Genomic DNA, 22,915 nt, shown 5'->3' on the forward strand with positions numbered 1-22,915 from the left:
GATCCGTCGTGACTGACGTTGCCGCCGGCGCCGGCGCCGGCGCGATGCGCGAGGCGGCGGTGCCGCTCACCACCGCGGACGGCAAGCCGCTGAAGACGGCGCTGCGCCGCGCCAACGGCCGGGCGCGGCGCAACGCGATGCTCCTTGTCCTGCCGCTGTTCGCCTTCCTCCTCCTCACCTACATCGTCCCGATCGTGCAGATGATGGCTCGCTCGGTGATGAACCCCGAGGTCGCGAGCTACCTGCCCAACACCGCGGACGCGATCGCGGGGTGGGACGGCGAGGGTCTGCCCGACGAGCCGGTGTTCGCCGCAATGGTCGCCGACCTCGAGGCTGGAGGCAGGGCGACCATCGGCCGGGTCGCTGCGCGGCTGAACGCGGAGCTGCCGGGGGTGCGCTCCACCATGATGGGAGCGATGCGGGGCTCCGACGAGTTCGTCGCACCCTACAAGTCCGCCCTCCTCGAGGACGACGACGACTGGGCGGACCCGCAACTGTGGCGTCTCATCCAGCGCGAGTCGCGGACCCTGACGCCCGCCTACTACCTGCGCGCGATCGACTACGAGTACAACGCGGACGGCGAGGTCGTGCCACGGCCGCCGGAGCTGCAGGTCTACCGAGCGATCTTCTGGCAGACCGCCTGGATGAGCGCGCTCATCACGACGCTCACCATCCTCCTTGGCTACCCCGTGGCGCACCTCATCGCGACGCTCCCGCCGGCGCGGGCGAACCTCCTCCTCATCCTCGTCCTCCTGCCGTTCTGGACCTCGCTCTTGGTGCGCACGTCCGCGTGGATCGTGCTGCTGCAGCAGGAGGGCGTGCTCAACGACCTGCTCGTGGCACTCGGCATCATCGGCGAGGACGGGCGCATCCGCATGATCTACAACCGCATCGGCACCATCGTGGCGATGACGCACATCCTGCTGCCGTTCATGATCCTGCCGCTCTACTCGGTGATGAAGACCATCCCGCCGAGCCTCACGCGAGCGGCCCGCTCCATGGGCGCGACACCGCTGCGGGCGCACCTCACCGTCTACCTGCCGCTCACCGTGCCGGGGCTCGCGGCGGGCGTGCTCCTCGTCTTCATCCTCGCCATCGGGTACTACATTACGCCCGCGCTGGTGGGCGGGGAGTCCGGCGTCTTCATCTCGAACCTCATCGCCGACCGGATGACGGGCTCGCTCGCGCAGCTGCGCCTCGCGCTCGCGCTGTCCACCATCCTCCTCGTCGGCGTCCTCGTGCTCTACTGGCTGTTCAACAGGCTGGTGGGCGTCGAGCGGCTGAAGTTCGGCTGATGGCGCTCCCCGCGCACACGTCGCCGCTGGAGCGCGCCTGGCGGATTGCGTACCTCGTCACCTGCACGGCGATCTTCGTGTTCCTGGTGGCGCCGATCATCGTCATCATCCCGCTGTCGTTCAACGCCACGCCCTACTTCACCTTCACCGAGGCGATGCTGACGCTGGATCCCGCGGGCTGGTCGCTGCGCTGGTACCGCGACCTTCTCACCAGCCGCGAGTGGCTGCGCTCCATCGAGAACTCGTTCTTCATCGCCACGGTCTCCGCGGCGATCGCGACGACGCTCGGCACGCTCGCCGCGCTCGGCCTGTCGCGCCGAGAGATGCCGGCCCGCGCCGCCATCACCGCGTTCCTGATCTCGCCGATGATCGTGCCGCTCATCATCACCGCGGCGGCGCTGTTCTCGTTCTACGCACGGGCGAACCTGTCGCAGACGTACTTCTCTATCATCATGAGCCACGTGGTGCTCGGCGCGCCCTTCGTGGTGATCACGGTGACGGCGGCGCTGTCGGGCTTCGACAACCAGCTCGTACGCGCGTCCCAGTCCCTCGGCGCGAACCTCTTCACCACGTTCTTCAGGGTGATCCTGCCGCTGCTCGCCCCCGGCATCGTCGCCGGCGCGCTGTTCGCCTTCATCACCTCCCTCGACGAGGTGGTGGTCGCCCTGTTCCTGGCCGGGCCGCGCCAGCAGCCGATGACGGTGCAGATGTTCGGTTCGCTTCGCGAGGAGATCAGCCCGACGATCCTGGCGCTCGCCACGATCCTCGTCATCCTGTCGATCCTCCTCCTCACGTTCATGGAGGCCATGCGCCGCCGCACGGAGCGCAACCGCACCGGCACCTGACAGTCGGGAGCCACGGAACAGGGCCGCAGGCTCGGATCGACGACCCAACGTTGGTTTATGGATGGGCAGACCTTCGTTCTGATGGCGATGGCGTCGAGTGCTCGTTGGCGGGAAGGCTAGGCCGTGGACTGCGCACCTGCACCCACAACCTAATGTCGGCGAGCTTCGTGGGACGAGGACGTCGACAAACGAGCTAGAGCATCTTGTCTGGGTCTCGGAAGACCCAGGGTGCTTTCGTGTTCGAGCGTGACTTCGAGATCGAAGTCGTCCGGTGCGATCCACGACGCTGGCACGGGCGTCGGAAGGGGGTGTCACGACCCACTGGTCGGAGCTGAGCGGAGCGCCGATGATCCTGGGGTCGCCGCTGCGAACCGGGTGATCGACGCAGCCATCCTCGTCGTTGTGGTTCGCGCTGCGCTCGTCGAGCGGATCGAACGGCGCAAGCCGGTCTCGTTCCACAAGCTATTGTCGGGCAGCGTGCCATTGTGGTCGTAGGGCCTCCACGCTGTTCGGTGCCGCCCGTTCGGCGCTGCACCACCGCTCGCGGAGGGAGGGCAGGACGCGCCTGTCCTGGCCCTGATGCGGGAGCTGGCGGTGCCGTATTCGCGCCCACGGCTACCGCCGCGTCGGCACCCTCCTGCCGGCGGGGCGCCCGCCTCAACCCTGTTCGGCGACGCACCGCCGGCGGGGACGCGGTCAGGCGGCCATGTGCTCGGCCATCACCCGCTCCAGGTGGTAGTCCGTGTCGCCGAGCTGCCCGTCCAGCATCACCAGCCGCTTGGCGTAGTGCGAGACGGGGTACTCCCACGTCATCGCGATGCCACCGTGCATCTGGATCGTCTCCTCCGACACCAGGCGGGCGGCGCGGCCGATGAGGTTCTTCGCCATCGACGCGGTGCGTGACTGATCCACCTCGCCCATGCGGCTCGCGGCGAGGATGGTGATCGATCGCGCCTGCTCGATCTCGATGGCGAGGTCCACGGTGCGGTGCTGCAACACCTGGAAGTCGCCGATGCGCTTGCCGAACTGCTTGCGCTGCTTGAGGTAGTCGAGCAGCGTGTCCTTGGTGACGTCCATGGCGCCGACGGCCTCGGCGCACAGCGCGAGCGCGCCCCAGTCGAGCGCGTCCTGCAGCGCGGCCGTGCCGTCCCCCATGACTTGGCGCGCGGGCGTGCCCTCCAGGAACACCTCGGCGGCCGGCCCGCCGTCGATCATGCCGAAGCCGGTGATGCGCGCGCGCGTCCCGTCCACCTCATAAACGCCGAGCGTCCCGCCGTGCTTCGCCGCGACCAGGATGCGATCCGCGCCGATCCCGCCGTAAACGACGCTCTTGCGTCCGGTGACGCGCCACTCGTCGCCGGACGGGGTCGCCTCGGTCTCGATGCCGTCGAGGGTGTAGGGCGCGGCGAGCTCGCCGATCCCGACGGCGTAGCGCGTGGCGCCGGACACGAGCGCCTCGAGGTCCTCGCCGGCGGCGGACAGGACGCGCACCGCCATGAGGGCGGGCAGCACCGGCTCAGGGCAGAGGCCCCGCCCCAGCGCATCGAACACCGTCATCACGTCGTAGCCCCTGCCGCCGAAGCCGCCGTGGGCCTCGTCCGCCAACGCCATCAACGCGCCGAGCTCGGCGAGCTCGGCCCACTTCTGAGGGTCGTGGTACGGCTCGGTGTAGGCGACCTTGTTGCGGTGGTCGATCGGGTAGTCCGACGCGAGCCACCGCGTCAGGGTGTCGGAGAGCATCCGCCGGTCGTCGGAGACCTCGAAGTCCATCGTTCAGCGCCTTCCGGTCAGAGGCCCAGCACGGCCTTGGTGAGGATGTTGCGCTGGATCTCGTTGGAGCCGCCGAAGATGGAGATCTTGCGGTTGTTGAAGTAGCGCGCGGCCTGGTGCGCCTGCTCGGGGGGCACCAGCGCCTCGTTGCCCTCGAGGTCCTCGGAGGGGAACGGCGCGGCGGCCGGGCCGAGTGCGCGGCGCGACAGGTCGTTCAGCGCCTGGCGGATCACCGTGCCCTTGATCTTCAGCATCGAAGATTCGGGGCCGGGCGAGCCGTTCTTCTGGGCGTCCGAAAGCATCCGAAGGTTGGTGATCTTCATCGCCTCGAGGTCGATCTCGATCTCCGACAGGCGTGCCGCGAACAGCGGGTTGTCGATGAGCCGCTTGCCGCCGCGGCGCTGCTCCTTCGCGAAGCCCTTCAGCTGCTCGAAGGCCTGCACCGAGAAGCCGACGCCGGCGATGTTCGTGCGCTCGTGGGTGAGCAGGAACTTCGCGATCGTCCACCCCATGTTCTCCTCGCCGACGAGGTTCGACACGGGGACGCGAACGTCGGTGAAGAACACCTCGTTGACCTCGACGCCCCCCTCGATGAGGCGGATGGGCCGCATCTCGATGCCGGGCGTGTCGAGGTCCATGAGGAGGAAGGAGATGCCCTCCTGCGGCTTGCCGTCGAACTTGGTGCGCACCAGGCAGAAGATCTTGTCGGCGTGCTGGCCGAGCGTCGTCCACGTCTTCTGGCCGTTGACCACGTAGTGGTCGCCGTCGCGCTCGGCCCGCGTCTTCAGCGAGGCAAGGTCGGAGCCGGCGCCGGGCTCGGAGTAGCCCTGGCACCACCAGTCCGTACCGTCGAGGATGCGCGGCAGGATCTCGCGCTTCTGCTCCTCCGAGCCGAACTTCATCACGACGGGACCGAGCATGTGGAGGCCGAACGCGACGATCCGCGGGGCGGAGGCGCGCGCCGCCTCCTCCTCGAAGATGTGGCGCTGGACCGGGGTCCAGTCCGCGCCGCCGTACTCCTTCGGCCAGTTCATCGCGAGCCAGCCGCGCTCGTTGAGCACGGCGTGCCAGCGCTCGTAGTCCTCCTTGGTGAGCGTCTTGCCGGTGCGCACCTTGTCGGCGATGTCGCGCGGAAGCTTCTCGGCGAGGAATGTGCGGACCTCGTCGCGGAAGGCGAGGTCGGCGTCGGAGTAGGAGATGTCCATGGATCAGCGCCCCTCGTTCATTGCTGCGAACGTCGTCCCGTCCCCGTCCATCTTGGCGAGGAGGTCCGGCACGCGCCAGAAGTAGTCGTCCTCCTCGGCGTACTGCTCGATGCGGCTCTTCAGCTCGCCGACGCCGACCGTGTCGGCGTAGAACATGGGGCCACCACGGAAGCGCGGAAAGCCGTAGCCGAACAGGTAGACCGCGTCGATGTCGACGGGCCTTTGCGCGATGCCCTCCTCGAGCACGCGCGTGCTCTCCGCGATCATCGCCGTCATCACCCGGTCGACGATCTCCTCGCCGCTGAACGACTTCGGCGTGACGCCGGCCTTCTCGCGCTCCTCGGCGATGATCGTGTCGACCTCGGGGTTCGGCTTGCGCGCTGCGCCGTCCTCGTACTCGTAGTAGCCGCGGCCGGTCTTGCGCCCGTACCAGCCCTGTTCGCAGATGCGGTCGGCGACGGTGACGTAGCGCTCACGGTTGGAGCGGGTCTTCGCGAGGCGCTTCCTCGTCATGTAGCCGATGTCGAGCCCCGCGAGGTCGCTGACCGCGAACGGGCCCATGGCGAAACCGAAGTCCTCCAGCGCGCCGTCGATCTCGGCCGGCGACGCGCCGTCGAGCATGATGTACTCGACCACCTTCTTGTAGGACGACAGGATGCGGTTGCCGATGAAACCGTCGCACACGCCGGCTCGCACGCCCACCTTGCCCATGCGCTTGGCGAGGGCGAAGCCGGTCGCCGTGACCTCCGGTGCCGTCTCGTCCGCCACCACGATCTCGAGGAGCCGCATGACGTGGGCGGGCGAGAAGAAGTGCAGGCCGATGACGTCGGCCGGACGCTTGGTCTCGGCGGCGATCTCGTTGATGTCGAGGTAGGAGGTGTTGGTGGCGAGCACCGCGCCGTCCTTCATGACGCCGTCGAGCTTGGCGAACATCTCCTTCTTGACGTCCATGTCCTCGAACACGGCCTCGATGACCATGTCCGCCTGACCGACGTCGGCGACGTCGGTCGTGGTGGTGAGCGAGGCCACCGCCTTGTCGTGCTTCTCCTGGCTCAGCTTGCCGCGCTTCACCGCGCCGGCGAGGTTCTTCTCGATGGTGGCGCGACCCTTGGCGGCCGCCGCCTCGTCCCGCTCCATCATGGTGACGGGTACGCCCGCCATCAGCGCGGCGGTGGAGATGCCCGAGCCCATGGTGCCGCCGCCGATGACGGCAAGGCTCGCGACCTCGCGCGGCGTCGCGTCCTTCTCCGGGATCTTCGCCACCGCGCGCTCGGCGAAGAAGGCGTGGATGAGCGCCGCACGCTGCGGGTGCTCCATGCACTCGGCGAAGAGCTCGGCCTCGCGCTTCAGCCCGTCCTCGAGGGGCATCGCGGACGCCGCGACGGCGCGGATGCACTGCTGGGGAGCGAAAAGCTGACCCTGCTTGGCGTCCGCCTTGGCGAGCGCCGCGTCGATGACAGCCTGGTCGACCTCCACCTTGATGTCACGGGTCCGCCGGGTGGCGAGCGTGCCATCCAGCACCTCCTTCGCCGCCGCGAGGGCGACCTCGCGTGGCTCGCCCGTCGTGACGCGGTCCACGAGGCCGAGGCGCTCGGCCTCGTGGGCGTCGATGCGCTTGCCCGTCGGGATCAGCTCGAGCGCCGCGTCGATGCCGGCGAGGCGCGGCGCGCGCTGGGTGCCGCCGGCGCCCGGCAGGATTCCGAGGGTGACCTCCGGAAGTCCCACCGTCAGCCCCTCGATGGCGACGCGGGCGTGGGCGCCGAGCGCGATCTCGAGCCCGCCGCCGAGCGCGTTGCCGTGCATGACGGCGATCACCGGCTTCTGTGACGCCTCCATGCCGTTGATGAGCTCGTTGAGGTTTGGCCCCTGGCGTGGCTTGCCGAACTCGCGGATGTCGGCACCGGCCACGAAGGTGCGGCCGCGGCCGTAGAGCGCGATGACCTTCACCGCGTCGTCGCGGCCGAGCTCGTCGAGGCCGTCGGCGAGCCCTTGGCGCAGCGCCTGCGATGCGGCGTTCACCGGAGGGTTGTTGAAGGCGAGGAGGCCGACGGGGCCCTCGCGTTCGACGATCACCGCGTTCTCAGTCATCGTGGACCTCGTTGTTGTCGGCGCTCGGCGCGCCGTGTTGCGCGCCCGTCGGGGCGCGGGTCATGCGGGGGACGGGGCGGCGGTGCGCCCGGCGCGCATCGCGCGGAGGACGGGAACGGCGCACAGCGCGAGCCCGATCGCCGAAAGCTCGAGGTGGTTGAGCCCCAGCCCCTCGATGGTGGGGACGGCGAAGAACAACCCGCCGGCGAGGAGGAGCGCGCGCATCAGGAGCCCGTCCCATCCCGTCAGCGGACCGGCGAAGCTCACGTAGCCCTGCAGCGCCATGGAGATGAATCCCACTCCAAGGAGGGCGGTCGCGAGGGTCACCGTCACCTCCACCGCCGAGCCCTCGCCGATGAGCGCCGGGTTCAGCACGAAGAAGAACGGCACGATGTAGATGACGCTACCGAGCCGCATCGCCTCGAGCCCGGTGCGCATGGCGTTGGAGCCGGCGAGCGTCGCCGCGGCGAACGCACCGAGCGCCACCGGCGGCGTGATGAAGGAGACCATGCCCCAGTAGAGGATGAACAGGTGCACCGCGAGCTGGTTGAGCCCGCCCGCCTCGAGCGCCGGCGCGAGGACGACAGCGAGGAAGATGTAGCACGCCGTCACCGTCATCCCCATGCCGAAGACGAACGCGGTGGCAGCGCCCATCAGGAGGAGGACGAACGTGTTGTCCCCAGCGATGAAGATGAGCTCGTTGACGAGGGTGCCGGCGAGGCCCGTGGCGGAGAACGCGCCGACGATGAGCCCGACGCCGAGGAGCACCGCGACGAGCTCGGCGAGGGCCGCGCCGACCCCGACGATGAGCTCGCCGAGGCCCTTCAAGGTCAGTCGGTGCGAGTGCAGGACCTGGTTGACCACGAGGAGGAGGAGCGTCGCGTAGAACGGCGCCGTGGTCTCGAGCCGCCAACCGACCATGAGCGCGATGAGGAGCGCGAACACTCCGATGTAGAGCCAGCCGCTCTTCAGCGTCGCCAGGATGCGCGGCAGGTCGGGCAGGGGGATGCCTGCGAGCCGCTTGCGCCCGGCGTAGGCGTCGATCTGGACGAACAGGCCGAAGTAGAACAGGAGCGAGGGGATCGCGGCGGCGATCGCGATCTCGATGTAGGGGCGCGACAGGAACGAGGCCATGACGAAGGCCGTCGCTCCCATGATGGGCGGCATCAGGACGCCACCGGTGGAGGCGCATGCCTCCGTCGCGGCGGCCTTGTGGGCCGAGAAGCCGGTGCGCTTCATGGCTGGGATCGACACCGCGCCGGTGGTCAGCACGTTGGAGATCACCGAGCCCGACATCGACCCCATGAAGCCGGAGGCGAAGATCGACACCTTCGCCGCGCCGCCGCGGTAGTGCCCGACGAGCGCCATCGCGAGGTCGTTGAAGAACTGTCCCCCGCCGGTCCGCTGCAGGACGGCGCCGAACACGATGAAGCCGATCACGAGGCTGCCGAAGGCGTTCATCGGGATGCCGAACGCGGCCTCCGAGGAGAAGATGTGGTAGGGCAGCGCCTCGATCGGCGGGCTCTGGAAGCCGGAGAACGGGTCAGGCACGTGCGAGGCGAAGGTCGGGTAGAACGCGAACAGCGTCACGATGAAGAAGAGCACCCAGCCCCCGGCCCGGCGCGTCGCCTCAAGGACGTGGACGAAGAAGGCGATGGCGATCCACTGCGCCGTCGGTGGCGCGGCGTACTCCCATGCCTCCGCAAGGTTGGTGTCCGCCGTCCAGACGAGGTAGCCCGCAGTGACGAAGGCACCTCCAGCGAGCAGCCAATCGAGGACGGACGGTGCCCCGCCCTTCCTCCCGTTGATGCGGAAGACCAGGAAGGCGATGGCAAGGAAGAGCCCGGCGAGCGCGTAGAGGTAGCGCTGCTCGATGAGCACGCCGAACCAGGCGAGGTTGAACAGCTGGTAGACGACGAGGCACAGGCCCGCGGCGGTGCCGATCATGATGACCACGCGCGCCGCTGGTGAGACCGACTTCGCGGGGTCGATGACCTCCGGATGGGCGGCTTGGAAGGACGTGTCCACGTCGGTGGGGGTCGCGGTTTTGGTCACCTACGCCTCGAATGGAGGAGGGGCGCGCACCCGGCGAGCCGTCCGCTGGTCCGCGGATCGGTCCCGCTGGCTCGAGTTCTACGGCGGAGCGCGGCGCGGGCGCTCATGGAACGCGCGGCGCCGGGCTGCGGGACGTGGAGAGAAGCGCCGGTCCGGGGCCGGCGCCGCAGGTCCGGGTTAGAAGTAGACCTCGAACCCGCCCTCCTCGAGGGCCTCACGGCGCGCCTCTGACCACGCGCTCTCCCAGTCGTCCGGGTTCGCCGCCTTCAAGTCCTCCCAGGCGGCCATCAGGGTCTCCTGCCGCGCGACGAGGTTGTCGTTGTGGGCCTGGGCCTCGTCCGACCAGACGCCGGCCTCCTTGTAGTACCTGATGGCGCCATCATGGTACGGCATGACCCACTGGAAGTCCTGGAACTCGAGATTCCACCCATCAATCCCTGGCACCTTCCCAGAATATTCCGGATGAAGCTCCACCATCGCCTTCGTCATGTTGTAGACGAGGTCGTCCTCCTGCTCGGCCATCGTGATCAGTACGGGGTAGGCGTAGGTTGCTCCACGGTACTCGCCACCACCGTCGATGTTGGCACCCACCGTCGCGACGGTCGGAGTGTACCACGGGGCGACGGCAAGCATTCGGTCCCATGCCTCCGTATCGTCCGGGTCCATCTCGGGCCAGTAGATCCCCTGCGGACTGGCGGCGGCCTCGTAGACCGGACCCGAGTTGGTGGAGCCGAAGCCGGCGTCCGTCTGGCCCTCGATGAAGCCCTTCCAGGCTGCGCCGTAGCCGCCGAACTCCACCTTCTCGACGTCGTCCCACGTCAGTCCGCCGAACGCGAGGTAAGCCTCCATGTTGACGTTGAGGGCGGGCGCTCCGACGACCCACGGGACGCGGAGCCCCTTCATGTCGGAGTACTCCGTCACGCCGCTCTGCACGGACGTCGCGACGGACTGGCCCTGACCGCCCTGGAAGTTGGCGATCGCGACGCGGATCGGCAGCGGCCCCCAGCTCTCCTCGGCGAACTCGTACACGGCCTCCTGCGCCATGAGGCAAGCGATGCCGGCGGCGGAGAAGTCGACGCGACCGCGGCGCAACGGCTCCGTGCGGGAGATGTCGTTCTTGCCCGGAAGGATGCGCAGGTTCGTACCGACGGCGTCCTGCAGCGCAGCGCCGATGGCGACCGCCTGGCTGTAGCCCGCCGAACCCGTGCCGTAGGCCGTCCAGGAAAGCTGGCGCGGCAGCTCGATGTCGGACGCGTTCTGCGCGATCGCACTCGAGGTCGGCACGGCGGAGATGGCGAGCGTGAGGCCGAGCCCAGCGACCGCGCCGGCCAGCAGCCGGTCGCTGCAGCGGGCTTCACGCCACACTGCTGCTGCAGGGTGCACTCGTCTCGCAAACATGGATCTCACTGGCTCTCCTCCCATGGGCCTCGAACGGCCGCGCCTTTGCGGTGCGTTGCCCGCACCGTCGTGTTGATCGACAAGAAACCACGCTCCACCGCCGGTCGCTTCCAGCTGCGAAACGAGGTTCCAGCGCCCGAACTTGTCGTCCTCCCCGGGGCAAGTCAAGGAGAAGCGCGCCCGGCGTGCGGCGTCCGACGCGCCGTTTGCGGCGGGCGGAGGCGCGCGGCGTCGCTCACTCGTCCGGCGCTGTCGCCAGGCTGACGCGGCGACCTGCCGATGGCCTTCGGCCGTTTGTAATCGGCCGCGATCTTGTTACCCTGCGAAGCAGTTGCTCGGGCGGCGCAGGGCTTCGCCTGCTGCGGGTGCGTCCGCTGAGGTGGAGCGCCGGGGCGGGCGCGAAGACGTCAAAGGCGAGCGGAGAGGCAACGCGGGACGAGGCTCTTAGAGGCACGAGCGAGCAGGGTGGGCGATGAGCGTGCACGGCGAAGCGGAGGGACCGATCGGGGGCAGGGCCGTCGCGCGCCGCCGCGGCCCCGGCCCTGTCCGTCCGGCGCTCCCCGCACGGGCGCTCGCGACCTCCCGGCGCTACGCAGCGCTCGACCTCGGCACCAACAACTGCAGGCTCTTGATCGCGGAGGCGCGCGGCTCGGGCTTTCGCGTTGTCGACGGCTTCTCGCGCATCGTGCGGCTGGGCGAGCGCCTGTCGCGCGACGGCGTCCTGTCCGGTGAGGCGATGGACCGTGCCATCGAGGCGTTGAAGGTCTGCGCGCGCAAGCTCGAGGTCGCCGACGTCGCACGGGCGCGCCTCATCGCCACCGAGGCGTGCCGCGCCGCCGGCAACGGCGCCCAGTTCGTCGACCGTGCTCGGGCGGAGACCGGGCTCACCATCGAGATCGTCGACCGTGAGACCGAGGCGCGCCTCGCCGTGGCCGGCTGTGCGCCGCTCATCGACGACGCGGCCGAGGGCGTCCTTCTGTTCGACATCGGCGGCGGCTCGTCGGAGATCGTCTGGCTCGATCTCACGAGCCGCTACCGCCTTGCCGGCCCCGCCCTCGTCCACTGCATCCGCGCCTGGACGTCGCTGCCGGTGGGCGTCGTCTCCCTCGCCGAGCGGCACGGCGGCACAAAGGTGGACGAGGCCGTCTTCCGCGCCATGGTGGAGGACGTGCTCGGCCTGCTCAGCCACGTCGACCCGCGGGGTGTCCTCGGCGAGGCGGTGGCGCGGGGTAGGGTGCACCTCCTTGGCACCTCGGGCACGGTGACGACGCTCGCCGGGCTGTTCCTCGGTCTCAAGCGGTACGACCGGCGGCAGGTCGACGGCACCTGGCTCGACCACCATCAGATCGACACGCTGATCGCTCAGCTCCTCGGCATGGACTTCGAGGAGCGTGTGGCGAACCCCTGCATCGGTGCCGACCGCGCGGACCTCGTCCTCGCCGGTTGCGCGATCCTCGAGGCGATCCGCCAGCGCTGGCCGTGCGAGCGGCTGCGCGTGGCCGACCGGGGGTTGCGCGAGGGCATGCTGATGGAGCTCATCGAGGGTGACCGGCTGAAGCGCCACCGCGATCGTCGCGCAGCGCCTTGCGCCGCGCCGACCCACGCCTGAGCCCGCGTGCCGCGCCGGGGGCCGGGCGGACCGGGCAAGCGCGGTCCGGGGGAGGGGGCGGGCCCCGGCCGCGGCGAGGCCGAGGGCAGCCGCTCGCTCGCGAAGCGCGTGAAGACCGCCAAGGGTCGCAAGCTGTCCTCGACGCTGTGGATCCAGCGCCAGCTCAACGACCCCTACGTGCAGAGGGCCCGCGCCGCCGGCTACCGCTCGCGCGCCGCCTACAAGCTCATCGAGATCGACGACAAGCACCGCCTGCTGCGACCCGGCCAGACCGTGGTCGACCTCGGCGCGGCGCCCGGCGGCTGGAGCCAGGTCGCGGCCGCGCGCACCCGGGCGACCAGCGGCCGCCCCGTCGTCGCCATCGACGTCCTGCCCATGGACCCCCTCGACGGGGTCACGATCCTCGTGGGGGACTTCAACGACCCGGACGCTTCAGCCCGGCTCGTGGAGGCGCTCGGCGGACGGCGACCGGACGTCGTCCTGTCCGACCTCGCGCCCGAGACGACGGGGCACCGCGCGACGGATCACCTGCGGATCGTCGCGCTCGCCGAGCTCGCCCAGGACTTCGCGCTGCGCACGCTGGCGCCGGGCGGGGCGTTCCTCGCCAAGGTGTACCAGGGCGGCAGCGAAGCCGACCTCCTCGCGGCGTTGCGCCGTGGCTTCCGCACCGTGCGCCACGTGAAGCCGCCCGCCTCGCGCCCCGCATCGCCGGAGACCTACGTGCTGGGGACCGGCTTCCGCGGTGCGCCGTTCCGGGGACCGGCGTGAGGCTGCCATCGGCTCGATGAGTGGCGCGGTGCGGGTCGCAAGCCAGGGTCTGCGGTCGACGACGTCCAGCCGCACAGGTGCCGGGCGACGGCGGTGCCCGTGCGGCCACGTCCGTCGACCCCCGCTCGGCAGTCTCCACCGGCGTGAGCAGGCGCTCGACGACGTTGCGTCCTCAGCGCGCGCGCACGCCGGCAGAAGCGGCTCGATGACCGACCACTCGACTTCGCTCCGATCGTACCGCGCCACGATCCACCCCCCGACTGATGAGACTTTGCATTCTCTCCGCGGCGCTTTAGGCAGCCTCGACCATGGGTTGAGGGCTTCGAGCACCGCCCGGATGGCAGCGCGCCGATGACCGGCGAGCGGCGAAGCGGCATGTTCTGCGTTCTGCGCACCGGATCTTCCTGGCGCCACCTGCCATCGCGCTACGGTCCGTCGACGACGGTGGACAACCGCGACGACGGATGGGCCGAGCGCGGGGTCTGGCTGGCGATCTTCGAGGCGCTCGCCCGCAGGGAGCCGGCCGCTGACCGCGGATCGACAGCTCCATCGTGAAGGCCCATCAGCACGCCGCCGGCGGCAGGGCGCCCTGATCACGCCATCGGCCGTTCTCGTGCGGGACTGACGACAAAGCCCATGCCGTCGTCGACGAGCCTGGCCTGCCGCCCCGCTCCGTGGTGACGCCCGGTCGAGCCTCGGACAAGGCGACAGCTGCGGTGCTCCTCGACGGCCTGGTCCCCACGCCCAGCATCGTCGCCGACCGGGGTGACAGCGCCAAGGCGTTGATCGACTGGTGTGCCGAGCGCGGGGCGCGGGGCACGGGCCACAGTCCGACCCGGCGGAACGCGCGCGTCAGGCGCACCGTCGCGCCCGATCTCTACCGCCCGCGCAACGCTCGTCGAGCGGCACCTCAACACGCTCGAGCACGTCCGCCGCGTGGCGACCCGCTTGGACAGGCTCGCCCGCAACATCATGGCCGCCGTCGCTCCGGCCCCTCGCGGACTTGGCTACGGGCACCACGGGTGCACTACTCATACCAGCGTGCCTATTGGATGACGTGTCGGATCCAGGGCTGAAGGCAGAGCGATCGCAGTCGACCAGCCTCGCCGACGAGGGCGTTCCAGGCCTTGCAGCAGGCGTCGACGATGGCCTCGGTGTCGCGCAGCAGGCGAAGGCTGGGGTGCCGCGCGCGCAGGGACAGCCAGACCCGCGCCATCGGGTTCACCATCGGGTTCAGCGGCAGCGAGTAGGGCGGCAGCGGCACCAGGGTGACGTTGGGCGGGATGACGAGCGCGCTCGCACCATGCCAGCCGGCCCCGTCGAAGACCATGACGGCGTGCTCGTCGGGGAGAAGCGTGTCGGCGAAGCGGTCGAGGAAGAGCTGCATCGCCGCGGTGCCGACCTCGGGCAGCACCAGGGCGAATGCAGCTTCGCCATCGGCTCGCGCGGCGTCGAACAGGTCGGTGAAGGAGAAGCGCCTGTCCTGCCGTCCCGGGGCGCGCTCGCCCTTCAGCCACCAGCGATGGCACAGCCGTCCCTTCTGGCCGACGCGCATCTCGTCCTGGAACCAGAGGACGATGCGCTTGTCCGGGTGCGCCGCTGCGACCTCGTTCAGCGCGTTGCGGAGCCGTTTTTCGAACCCGGCACGCGCCTTCGCCGATGCCTTCGGATGCACCGGCCGCGCCTTCTGGTGCGAGAACCCCTCGCGCCGCAGGAGACGCGACAGGCTCTGCGGCGTGATCGTCTTGCCGAAGCGCTCCTCGAGCGAACGCGGCGAGGTCCGGCAGCGTCCAGGTCGACGCCATCGATCTTTGGATCGAGCCCTTGAAGATCCGCTCGGAAGGCAGCGCCAGTTCGCCGTCGGTGAGGGCAGGCCGGCGACCGGGTCCCGGCCGGTCGACGAGGCCCGCCAGACCTTCGGCATTGTACCGCGTCACGGCATCGCGCAGCGGCCGCCGCTCCATCCCGGCTGCGGCGGCGGCATCGGCGCGGCTCATCCCATCGAGCGCGTTGGCGATCGCGAGCAGGCGCTCCGCCGTTCGCACCGAGCGTTCGCGAAACGTCAGCTGCCTCAGCTTGCGCGCCGGCACAGCGTCGTCGATCCCCAGTCCCCGACCCATCATCATGCCCCGCGAATCATCGATCCGCTCAAAAGGATAAGAGCCGAGCCGCGAGCCAGCGGGAAGGCGCGTCGGTATCAAGATCGAGGCAGCGCTGCCCCAGCCGCCGGCGTCTTCGAGCCCGCGCCACGTCCGGGCGAGCCTGCTCGGCCACGCGCAGGACTTTTTTTTGAGCGTGAGGCCGAGCCTGCGCACCGTCCGCCGCAGCGCAGTCACCGCGACGCTCACCCCGTGCGCCTGCCGACGGTGCCGGCGCACGTCGGCCGGCGTCGCGTCCTGGTTGGCGGTCATCAAGGTCTCGATCGTCCGCTCGCGCGCACGCCTGCAGGGCCGCCTGCCGTGGGTCGTTCGGGGTCGCCAGCTCGCCGGTCGTCCTGCGCCGCATCAGCGCCGTGTCGACGGAGGCGGCGCCGACGCCGGACCGTTCGGCGATCAGGCGCACCGCTTCGCCGGCGTCCACGGCCGCTACGAGGCGGTCGTCAGATCCCGGCCGAGGCTCGACCGCTCGCCCAAGGCACGGCTCCACCGAGGTGGTCCGCGCGATGCCGCCTCTTCCGATCCTTGCCGATGCGATCGCGGTCATCATGGAGTCGCTCTGCGGTTTGTAATCTTGGTCGGGGGTCCCATCGGAGTGCGATCATGCTGCAGACTTCCGTCCGGTGGGGGTTTGTGCGTGGCGCATGACGACCTGAGCGACGGCGAGTGCGCGATGGTGGGGCCGCTTCCGCCGCCAGCAGCTGAGGGCGAGCGGTGTCTCGGCGACCGCCGTGTGCTCAACGGCATCGGCTGGTTCCTGCGCACCGCCTCGACGTGGCGCGACGGGCCGGCGCCCTACGGGCCATCCGACGACGGTCTACGATCGGGTTGACGGTCCGAGGCGCTGGCCGCCACGGCGCCTGCCCCTCTCCATCGGGTCGACGGCTCCATTGTGAAGCCATCAGCACGCCACCGGGGAACGAACGGGGGCTCGGACCACGCCGTTGGTCGTTCAGGTCAACACTGATGACGGGCTCCCTGCCGACATGGAACCGGATCGGCTCGCCAGTCCGCTTCGTCATCACGCCCGGCAGGTCTCCGACAAGGCGACGGTTCTCCTCCACGGTCTGGCACCCGCGCTCGACATCGTCGCCGCCGCAGCGTCAGCACGGGCGCGACCGCGACACCCCGATCCCGCGCAACGCGGCGTCTTGCGCGCGGTCGCGTCGGAGCCGGACCGGCTGCGGAACCTCATCGTGCCGATCTCAGCGTCCTGCATCGGGGACCTGCTCCGGCACGCCCGCAGCGTCCGCAGTGTTGTCGCGACGGCATCATCCTGCCTCCGGCTGCAGGGCCAGGAGCCTACGGCCTCAGTCGCGCGAGGCTGCGTCGCCCAGGAAGAACGCCGCGCCGAGACGGTCGAAGCCCGGGCGGGGCGGCAGGACGGCGAGCGTCGCACCGGCGTCCTTGTCGGAAGGATCGAACGGCGGTGCCTTGCAACGGCCGACGGTCCCGTTGGAACCGGGGCACAACCCACCGAGCGAGCGACAAGGCCGAGATCTGCGTTTGCGCGACGCTCGATTGGGGGCGAAGCGCCTCATTCCACCGACACACGATGCATGCCCGGGTCGGTCATCGTTGAACCTCGGCAGCATCAAGCGCGTCATGAACGCCGGCACCCGACGGTCGACGCTCCTGATGCCTCCGACCGTTGCACGATGCTCTACGAGCGCCACGGGCGGCGAAAGGGTTCTGGGTGGACGTCGTCCAGTCCACGCCTCGGTCCCGTTAGGCGGGCCGTCCGCGGCACCTCGACCGATCCCTCGGCGGTGAAGGCACGAACGCTGCGGCTTGCATGGGTTCCGACGCACGCCCGGCTCGCAGCGGCGCAGCGATCCAGGGCCTAAGCGACGCGGGAGATGGTCTCCGCCACAGGGCGCGCGGGGACGGTGAGGTATTGGCGGGTGATCCAAGTGGCAGCGAGCGCCGGCTTCAGCGCGCCGTCGACCTCCACGCTCACCGACCACGTCAAGGTCAGCTCGCCGACGGTCTGGTCGTCGAGGTGGGTCAGCCCGAAGCGGCCGCGCACCCTCGCACCCGATCGGACCGGCGCGAGGAAGCGCACACGGTCGAACCCGTAATCGAGGGTCATGCGGACGTTGGCAGGTGTCGGTACGGCCTCGGCGGCCATCGCCGGCAGCAGCGAGAGCGTCAGGAAGCCAGGCGCGATGGTGCCGCCGAACGGGCCTTCGTTCGCCGCACGCGTCGGATCGACGTGGATGACGCGCGCATCACCGCTGATGCGCGCGTGGGCGTCGATCAGCGCCTGGTCGATGGTGAACCATCGCGACAGGGATGTGCCGCGCCCCACCGAGGCGTGGAGTTCGATCGCCGACGATGCCGCGCGCTCGAGCGTTTGCGTCATCCATTCACCCCCATCCGCGGTCCTGCCCATTCCTACCGCAACCGCGCCTCAGTATGCAGCATGCTGCCCGCAGATGGTGGACTTTAGCTATGCACCCACAGGAGGGAGCCGGTGTACGCCATGCATCTGGGGCCCACCGAGGGGACCGGGAGCGGAGCGCGGCATGGCCCCCTCAGTTGCTTCGCGGCAGCAACGCGGCGACGGCCTGCAACAGGTCGTCTGCCTCCCAATCGCCGGCCCAAAGGTCGTCGACGACAGGGTCGGCGGTGGCGAAAAGGACCTCGGACACGAAGCTCGCGGATGGACACAGATGCAGAAGGCCACCCTGCGAGGCGACGAGCAGCGCTGACAAGGGCCCGACGTCGACCCCGAGGACGGGACGCCACGGCCGGCGCAGGGGCGCGCAGGGGTCCCCGACGCCGGCGACCCGCGACGCCAACGTCGCGGGTTCCAAGGGACGCTCGATCGACGGTCCCGACCAGAACCGGAAGACGGGGGCGACGAGCATGACAAACCTCTGGGCCTTGCGCGGGGAGCGCCAACATCGGCGCCCACGCTGCAAGGTGGCACGCGGGCCTTGCGCCTGCCTGGAGCGACGCATGTCACCGTGTGCTTTCAGCCCTTCGGCAGCGTCCCCCATCGCGGCACGCCTGTCGCCTCAACACCATCGCAGGCGCGATAGCCGGCGCACCTGCGCCACCTCGAGGCGCGAGCTCCGCGCCAAGGAGCGAGCGCTTCCGGCGTGAGGTCAGGCGAGGGGCATTCCGCCGGTGACGCCGATCGTCTCGCCCACGACGTAGCCCGCCTCCTGGGTCGCCAGGAACACGAAGGTCGAGGCAAGCTCGGCGGGTTGTCCCGGCCGCCCCATCGGGGTCTGCTCGCCGAAGCTCTCGAGCTTCTCAGGCGGCTGCCCTCCGGACGGCTGTAGCGCCGTCCAGAACGGTCCCGGCGCCACGGCGTTGACCCGAACGCCCTGCTTGATCGCCTGCTGCGCGAGGTTCTGCGTGAAGCCGCGGATGAAGAACTTCGTCGCCGAATAGTCGAGCAGGATCGGCGTCGGCTTGTACCCCAGGATCGAGGTGACGTTGATGATCGCCGATCCCGGCGGCATCAAAGGCAGCGCGGCCTTCGACAGCCAGAACATCGCGTAGCAGTTGGTCTTCAGCGTCCGGTCGAACTGCTCGGTGGTAAGGTCGGCGATGGACTCCTGGAACACCTGCTTGCCAGCGTTGATCACCAGCGTGTCGAGCCCGCCGAGCTGCTCGGCGGCCTCCTTGACGAGACGCAGGCAAAACGCCTCGTCCGTGAGGTCGCCGGGCATGCCGACGATGGTGCCGCCCTCGTTGCTCGCGAGGCTGCTGAGCTCCTGGAAGTCGGCGTCCTCCTCGGGCAGGTAGTTGACGACGACGTCGGCGCCCTCACGCATGTACGCGATGGCCACCGCACGCCCGATGCCGGAGTCACCGCCGGTGATGAGCGCCTTGCGCCCGCGCATGCGGCCGAGCCCCTTGTAGGTGGCCTCGCCGTGGTCGACCGGCGGGTCCATCTCGACGTCGAGGCCGGGCTCCGGCTGGCGCTGCTTCGCGAACGGGGGCTTCGGGTAGTCCTCGCGCGGGTCGCGCATGTCGTACTGGTTGGGCTTGGGCTGGCTCACGGTCGTTTCCCCGTCGCATGATGTCGTCCCCAACGGCAGCTGCCCTCAGCCGTTCCTGCGACGATTGAGCCGCTCCGCGCCGGAGCCCGAGAAGGACGCCGTCAGCTCGCCAGCGCGTACGGCGGCTCCGCGCGGAGCGACGCGCGGCGGTGCGGGAGATCGGCGATCACATGCAGGCGCTCCGCGGCGCTCATGCGCGCCCAGCCGGCGATCTCGCCCAGCGTGCGGGCGCAACCCTGACAGAGCCCGGTCGCGTCGTCGATCCGGCAGACCTTGGTGCACGGGCTTTCGATGGTGGGCGCCGAGCGCTCCGCTTCGAACATGGCAATCACTCCAACAGGGTCGATGGCTCCTCAGTGCCGTGTTACCGCGCGTCAGTCCACCGCATAGCTGCCACGCATTCACCGCAATTTGGCGAGCACAGCTTGTCGTGTGGCACGATGGAATGCGTCGCTGGGCTGAGGTCTGTGGGCTGACGCAAGCTGCGTTGAGGAGGGGCACCGCGCCGAGTAGACCCCGGCGTGAGCCAACCGACGCGAGGAGCGCTGAAGGCTCAGCCGTCGCGCTTCAGGACGGCGACGAAGAAGCCGTCGGTGCCGGTCGCGGCGGGCGTCATCGTCATCATCAGCCCCTCGGCGCTCCATGGCTTCGGAGCCGCCTCGCCCGCGACCTCGGCCCAGGCGTCCGCTGTGGACGTGAGCGTGAAGTCGGCTGCGCGGTCGAGGAACGCCGCGACCTGCGCCTCGTTCTCCTGGGGCAGCACCGAGCAGGTGACGTAGACCAGCGCACCGCCCGGCCGGACGTAGCGTCGCGCATCGTCGAGGGCGGCGGCCTGCTCTGCCTCGCGGCGAGCGATCGCCTCCTCGGACAGCCGCCACTTGGTGTCAGGCCGGCGCCGCCACGTGCCTGACCCCGAGCACGGTGCGTCCACGAGCACCTTGTCCATGCGCCGCTCGAGGGCCGACAGGTCGGCGCCCGCGCGATGCACCTGGACGTTGCGCACCCCCGCGCGCCGCAGCCGCTCGTAGATCGGCGCGAGCTGGCCCTGGTCTGCGTCGGTGGCGTGGACCTGGCCACGGTTGTCCATCTGCGCCGCGATCGCGAGCGTCTTCCCGCCGGCGCCCGCGCACAGGTCGAGGACCTGTTCGCCGGGATGGGCCAGCACCATCAACGCAGCCGCCTGGCTCCCTGCGTCCTGCACCTCCACGTGGCCGCGCTGGTAGACGTCCATGTGCGTCACGTTCGGCGCCCGCTCCCAGCCGGCGCGGGGAGGCAGGCGCACCCCGACCGGACTCACGGGGATCGGCTCGGCGCCCCACCTCGCCAACGTCGAGAGCACCCTGGGGCGGTCCGACTTCAGCGTGTTGACCCTGAGGTCGATGGGCGCGCGGGCAGCAAGCGCGGCGCACTCCGCGACCCATTCCTCGCCGAAGTTGTCCTCCAGCGCCGGGGCGAGCCAGTCGGGGACGTCCGCACGCACGTCATCCGGCGCGTCGGCGAGCCGGTCGGCCTCGAGCATGGCGCGCTCGGCATCGTTCAGCGCGCCCGGCCCGTGCGCCTCGTCCGCAAGCCTTGCAAGGTCGGCAGGCCCGATGCCCCAGCGCCAGCGCAAGGTGGCGAGGACGACGCCGCGCGCCGCCTCGTCGTCGGCGCGCCAGGCGGAGGAGCGGCGCCAGCGCAGCGCGTCGTAGACGAGGTTGCCGACGGCGGCCCGGTCGCCCGAGCCGGCGAAGCGATGGGACAGCCCCCAGTCGCGGACCCCGTCGGCCACCGGCCGGCGGCGCTCCAGGACGTCGAAGAGCACTTCGATGGCGGCCGCAACGCGACCGGCGCTGCGCATGGCGTCAGGCGGCCTCTGGCATCCGGTGCGGCGCGATCGCTTCGGCCTCTTCGATGGGAACCTGCGCGAAGGTCCTCTCGGCGAGCGCACCCCGTCGCCGCGAGGCCGACAAGATCGCCGCGGCGCCGAGCGCTAGGCTGCCCTTGAGCGCGAAGCCGAGCCAGACTGGAAGCGTCGCCACCGCGGTGCCGACGGGGGCGGCGACGAGCGCGTAGGCGAGCCACCCCGCCACCGGCGCCAGGAACGCCACCCCCGCGACGGTGAGCACGACGACGAGCCGTCGCGCGGTGCCGTCGGCGAGGACGAGGTCGGGCGTCATCGTCCGCTCGGGTAGTTCGGGCTCTCGCGCACGATGGCGACGTCGTGCACGTGGCTCTCGGCGAGGCCCGCGTTGGTGATGCGCACGAAGCGCGCCTTGTCGCGCAGCTCGGCGAGGTCGCGCGCGCCCACGTAGCCCATCGCCGAGCGCAGGCCTCCGACCAGCTGATGGATGACGGCCTGGACCGATCCCTTGTAGGGCACCTGCCCCTCGATCCCCTCGGGCACCATCTTCATGGTGTCGCGCACCTCGGCTTGGAAGTAGCGGTCCGCCGAGCCGCGTGCCATCGCGCCGATGGAGCCCATGCCGCGGTACGCCTTGTAGCTGCGGCCTTGGTGAAGGTAGACCTCGCCCGGCGCCTCCTCGGTGCCGGCGAGCAGCGAGCCGACCATCGCGCACGAGGCCCCCGCGGCGAGCGCCTTCGCAAGGTCGCCGGAGAACTTGATGCCGCCGTCCGCGACCACCGGCGTGTCACTCGTCATCGACGCGGACGCAGCCTCCATCACGGCGGTGAGCTGCGGCATCCCGACCCCGGCGACGACGCGCGTGGTGCAGATGGACCCCGGCCCGATGCCCACCTTCACCGCGTCGGCCCCGGCGTCAATCAGCGCCTTCGTGCCTTCGGCTGTGGCGACGTTGCCGGCGAGCACCTGGACCTGGTTCGACAGCCGCTTGACCCGGTCGACCGTCGCGAGGACGCGGGCGGAGTGGCCGTGCGCGGTGTCGACGACGATGAGGTCGACGCCGGCGTCCACCAGCGCCTCGACGCGCTCGATGCCCTTGTCGTCCACGGTGGTCGCGGCGCCAACCCGCAGGCGCCCCTTGCCGTCCTTGACGGCGTTCGGGTAGTCGCGCGCCTTCTCCATGTCCTTCACGGTGATGAGGCCGGTGCAGTTCCCGGCCTCGTCGACCACCAGGAGCTTCTCGATGCGGTGCTGGTGGAGCAGGCGCTTGGCGTCCGCCTGACCCACCTCGTCGGGGACTGTGACCAGCCCCGACGCGGTCATCAGCTCGCGCACCGGCGTCGAGGGGTCGGAGGCGAAGCGCACGTCACGGTTGGTGAGGATGCCGACCAGCCGACCGCGGATGTGCCCGCCGCCGCCGCCGTTCTCCACGACGGGGATGCCGGAGATCCTGTGCCGCTCCATCAGCGCCAGGGCGTCGCCGAGCGTCGCGTCGGGGCCGATGACCATCGGATCGACGATCATGCCGCTCTCGAACTTCTTGACGCGGCGGACCGCCTCGGCCTGCTCCCCCGGGCTCATGTTGCGGTGGACGATGCCGATCCCGCCGGCCTGGGCCATCGCAATGGCGAGGCCCGCCTCGGTCACGGTGTCCATGGCGGCCGACAGGATCGGGATGTTGAGCGGCAGCGCGCGCGTGACGCGCGTCGCAACGGACGTCTCCAACGGCAGGACCTCGGAGTGGCCGGGCGTCAGGAGGACGTCGTCGAAGGTAAGCGCCTCGCCGGTCGCGAGGCTGACGAACTCGGCCATCGGGTCTCCCTCCCCGCGCGGGCGCCAGGCCGACGGGGCACCCGCCGTCCCG

General features: G+C 70.3%; 20 protein-coding genes and 1 pseudogene. 7 read left to right on the forward strand and 14 right to left on the reverse strand.

Annotation, left to right across the window (positions count from 1 at the left end; translation table 11 throughout):
• Nucleotides 1-8 precede the first annotated feature (8 nt).
• The gene (locus ACOOE8_RS14640; RefSeq protein ID WP_420392168.1) at nt 9-1,295 is read left to right on the forward strand and encodes an ABC transporter permease; all 1,287 of its coding nucleotides are present in this window, start codon (nt 9-11) and stop codon (nt 1,293-1,295) included.
• Nucleotides 1,295-2,140 carry an ABC transporter permease gene (locus ACOOE8_RS14645; RefSeq protein ID WP_420392169.1) on the forward strand — a complete coding sequence of 282 codons (846 nt, stop codon included), beginning with the start codon at nt 1,295-1,297 and terminating at the stop codon, nt 2,138-2,140. The genes ACOOE8_RS14640 and ACOOE8_RS14645 overlap by 1 nt, the downstream gene beginning before the upstream one ends.
• 696 nt (nt 2,141-2,836) lie before the next feature.
• Here the strand turns inward: ACOOE8_RS14645 and ACOOE8_RS14650 are convergent.
• The 5 genes from ACOOE8_RS14650 to ACOOE8_RS14670 all read right to left on the reverse strand — a co-directional run bounded on the left by ACOOE8_RS14650 (nt 2,837) and on the right by ACOOE8_RS14670 (nt 10,623).
• The gene (locus ACOOE8_RS14650; protein ID WP_420392170.1) at nt 2,837-3,910 is read right to left on the reverse strand and encodes an acyl-CoA dehydrogenase family protein; all 1,074 of its coding nucleotides are present in this window, start codon (nt 3,908-3,910) and stop codon (nt 2,837-2,839) included.
• Between the two features lie 17 nt (nt 3,911-3,927).
• The gene (locus ACOOE8_RS14655) at nt 3,928-5,115 is read right to left on the reverse strand and encodes an acyl-CoA dehydrogenase family protein (protein WP_420392171.1); all 1,188 of its coding nucleotides are present in this window, start codon (nt 5,113-5,115) and stop codon (nt 3,928-3,930) included.
• Nucleotides 5,116-5,118: 3 nt separating this feature from the next.
• Nucleotides 5,119-7,203, reverse strand: a complete 2,085-nt coding sequence (locus tag ACOOE8_RS14660; protein WP_420392172.1) for a 3-hydroxyacyl-CoA dehydrogenase NAD-binding domain-containing protein — start codon at nt 7,201-7,203, stop codon at nt 5,119-5,121.
• 60 nt (nt 7,204-7,263) lie between these two features.
• Nucleotides 7,264-9,258, reverse strand: coding sequence for a TRAP transporter permease (locus tag ACOOE8_RS14665; protein WP_420392173.1), 1,995 nt, complete (start codon nt 9,256-9,258; stop codon nt 7,264-7,266).
• Between the two features lie 177 nt (nt 9,259-9,435).
• Nucleotides 9,436-10,623 carry a TAXI family TRAP transporter solute-binding subunit gene (locus ACOOE8_RS14670; protein ID WP_420392174.1) on the reverse strand — a complete coding sequence of 396 codons (1,188 nt, stop codon included), beginning with the start codon at nt 10,621-10,623 and terminating at the stop codon, nt 9,436-9,438.
• 505 nt (nt 10,624-11,128) lie between these two features.
• Here ACOOE8_RS14670 and ACOOE8_RS14675 point away from each other — a divergent pair.
• The 4 genes from ACOOE8_RS14675 to ACOOE8_RS14690 all read left to right on the forward strand — a co-directional run bounded on the left by ACOOE8_RS14675 (nt 11,129) and on the right by ACOOE8_RS14690 (nt 14,109).
• Nucleotides 11,129-12,265: a Ppx/GppA phosphatase family protein gene (locus ACOOE8_RS14675; protein ID WP_420392175.1), complete on the forward strand. Its 1,137-nt coding sequence runs from the start codon at nt 11,129-11,131 to the stop codon at nt 12,263-12,265.
• A 6-nt stretch (nt 12,266-12,271) separates the two neighbouring features.
• Nucleotides 12,272-13,033, forward strand: coding sequence for an RlmE family RNA methyltransferase (locus tag ACOOE8_RS14680; protein WP_420392176.1), 762 nt, complete (start codon nt 12,272-12,274; stop codon nt 13,031-13,033).
• 375 nt (nt 13,034-13,408) lie between these two features.
• Nucleotides 13,409-13,588 carry a transposase gene (locus ACOOE8_RS14685; RefSeq protein ID WP_420392177.1) on the forward strand — a complete coding sequence of 60 codons (180 nt, stop codon included), beginning with the start codon at nt 13,409-13,411 and terminating at the stop codon, nt 13,586-13,588.
• Between the two features lie 122 nt (nt 13,589-13,710).
• Nucleotides 13,711-14,109, forward strand: a complete 399-nt coding sequence (locus ACOOE8_RS14690; protein WP_420394722.1) for a hypothetical protein — start codon at nt 13,711-13,713, stop codon at nt 14,107-14,109.
• On the opposite strand, the gene ACOOE8_RS14695 is transcribed toward ACOOE8_RS14690, so the two are convergent.
• Together ACOOE8_RS14695 and ACOOE8_RS14700 are read right to left on the reverse strand one after the other, a co-directional pair.
• Nucleotides 14,079-14,957 (reverse strand): IS630 family transposase, encoded by an 879-nt coding sequence (locus ACOOE8_RS14695; RefSeq protein ID WP_420392178.1) that lies wholly within the window; start codon nt 14,955-14,957, stop codon nt 14,079-14,081. The genes ACOOE8_RS14690 and ACOOE8_RS14695 overlap by 31 nt on opposite strands.
• Nucleotides 14,947-15,444 (reverse strand): annotated as a pseudogene (locus ACOOE8_RS14700) (hypothetical protein); the annotation flags it as partial. The gene ACOOE8_RS14695 and the pseudogene ACOOE8_RS14700, both read right to left, overlap by 11 nt.
• Nucleotides 15,445-15,826: 382 nt before the next feature.
• Between ACOOE8_RS14700 and ACOOE8_RS14705 the strand changes: the two are divergent.
• A complete protein-coding gene (locus ACOOE8_RS14705; protein WP_420392179.1) occupies nt 15,827-16,021 on the forward strand; it encodes a transposase in 195 nt (64 codons plus the stop codon).
• 1,011 nt (nt 16,022-17,032) lie between these two features.
• Here ACOOE8_RS14705 and ACOOE8_RS14710 read toward each other — a convergent pair.
• The 7 genes from ACOOE8_RS14710 to guaB all read right to left on the reverse strand — a co-directional run bounded on the left by ACOOE8_RS14710 (nt 17,033) and on the right by guaB (nt 22,863).
• The gene (locus ACOOE8_RS14710) at nt 17,033-17,554 is read right to left on the reverse strand and encodes a MaoC family dehydratase (protein ID WP_420392180.1); all 522 of its coding nucleotides are present in this window, start codon (nt 17,552-17,554) and stop codon (nt 17,033-17,035) included.
• Nucleotides 17,555-17,726: 172 nt separating this feature from the next.
• Nucleotides 17,727-18,062 carry a hypothetical protein gene (locus ACOOE8_RS14715; RefSeq protein WP_420392181.1) on the reverse strand — a complete coding sequence of 112 codons (336 nt, stop codon included), beginning with the start codon at nt 18,060-18,062 and terminating at the stop codon, nt 17,727-17,729.
• A 240-nt stretch (nt 18,063-18,302) separates the two neighbouring features.
• Nucleotides 18,303-19,178 carry an SDR family oxidoreductase gene (locus ACOOE8_RS14720; protein ID WP_420394723.1) on the reverse strand — a complete coding sequence of 292 codons (876 nt, stop codon included), beginning with the start codon at nt 19,176-19,178 and terminating at the stop codon, nt 18,303-18,305.
• Between the two features lie 131 nt (nt 19,179-19,309).
• Nucleotides 19,310-19,531 (reverse strand): DUF1289 domain-containing protein, encoded by a 222-nt coding sequence (locus tag ACOOE8_RS14725; protein WP_420392182.1) that lies wholly within the window; start codon nt 19,529-19,531, stop codon nt 19,310-19,312.
• Between the two features lie 230 nt (nt 19,532-19,761).
• Entirely contained in the window at nt 19,762-21,048 is a 1,287-nt protein-coding gene (locus ACOOE8_RS14730) for an RsmB/NOP family class I SAM-dependent RNA methyltransferase (RefSeq protein ID WP_420392183.1), read from the reverse strand.
• Nucleotides 21,049-21,052: 4 nt separating this feature from the next.
• Entirely contained in the window at nt 21,053-21,367 is a 315-nt protein-coding gene (locus ACOOE8_RS14735; RefSeq protein ID WP_420392184.1) for a hypothetical protein, read from the reverse strand.
• Nucleotides 21,364-22,863: an IMP dehydrogenase gene (gene guaB, locus ACOOE8_RS14740; RefSeq protein WP_420392185.1), complete on the reverse strand. Its 1,500-nt coding sequence runs from the start codon at nt 22,861-22,863 to the stop codon at nt 21,364-21,366. The genes ACOOE8_RS14735 and guaB overlap by 4 nt, the downstream gene beginning before the upstream one ends.
• Nucleotides 22,864-22,915: the final 52 nt, after the last annotated feature.

Origin of the sequence: Acuticoccus sp. (assembly GCF_965213555.1) — a bacterium.
Classification (GTDB): Bacteria; Pseudomonadota; Alphaproteobacteria; order Rhizobiales; family Amorphaceae; genus Acuticoccus.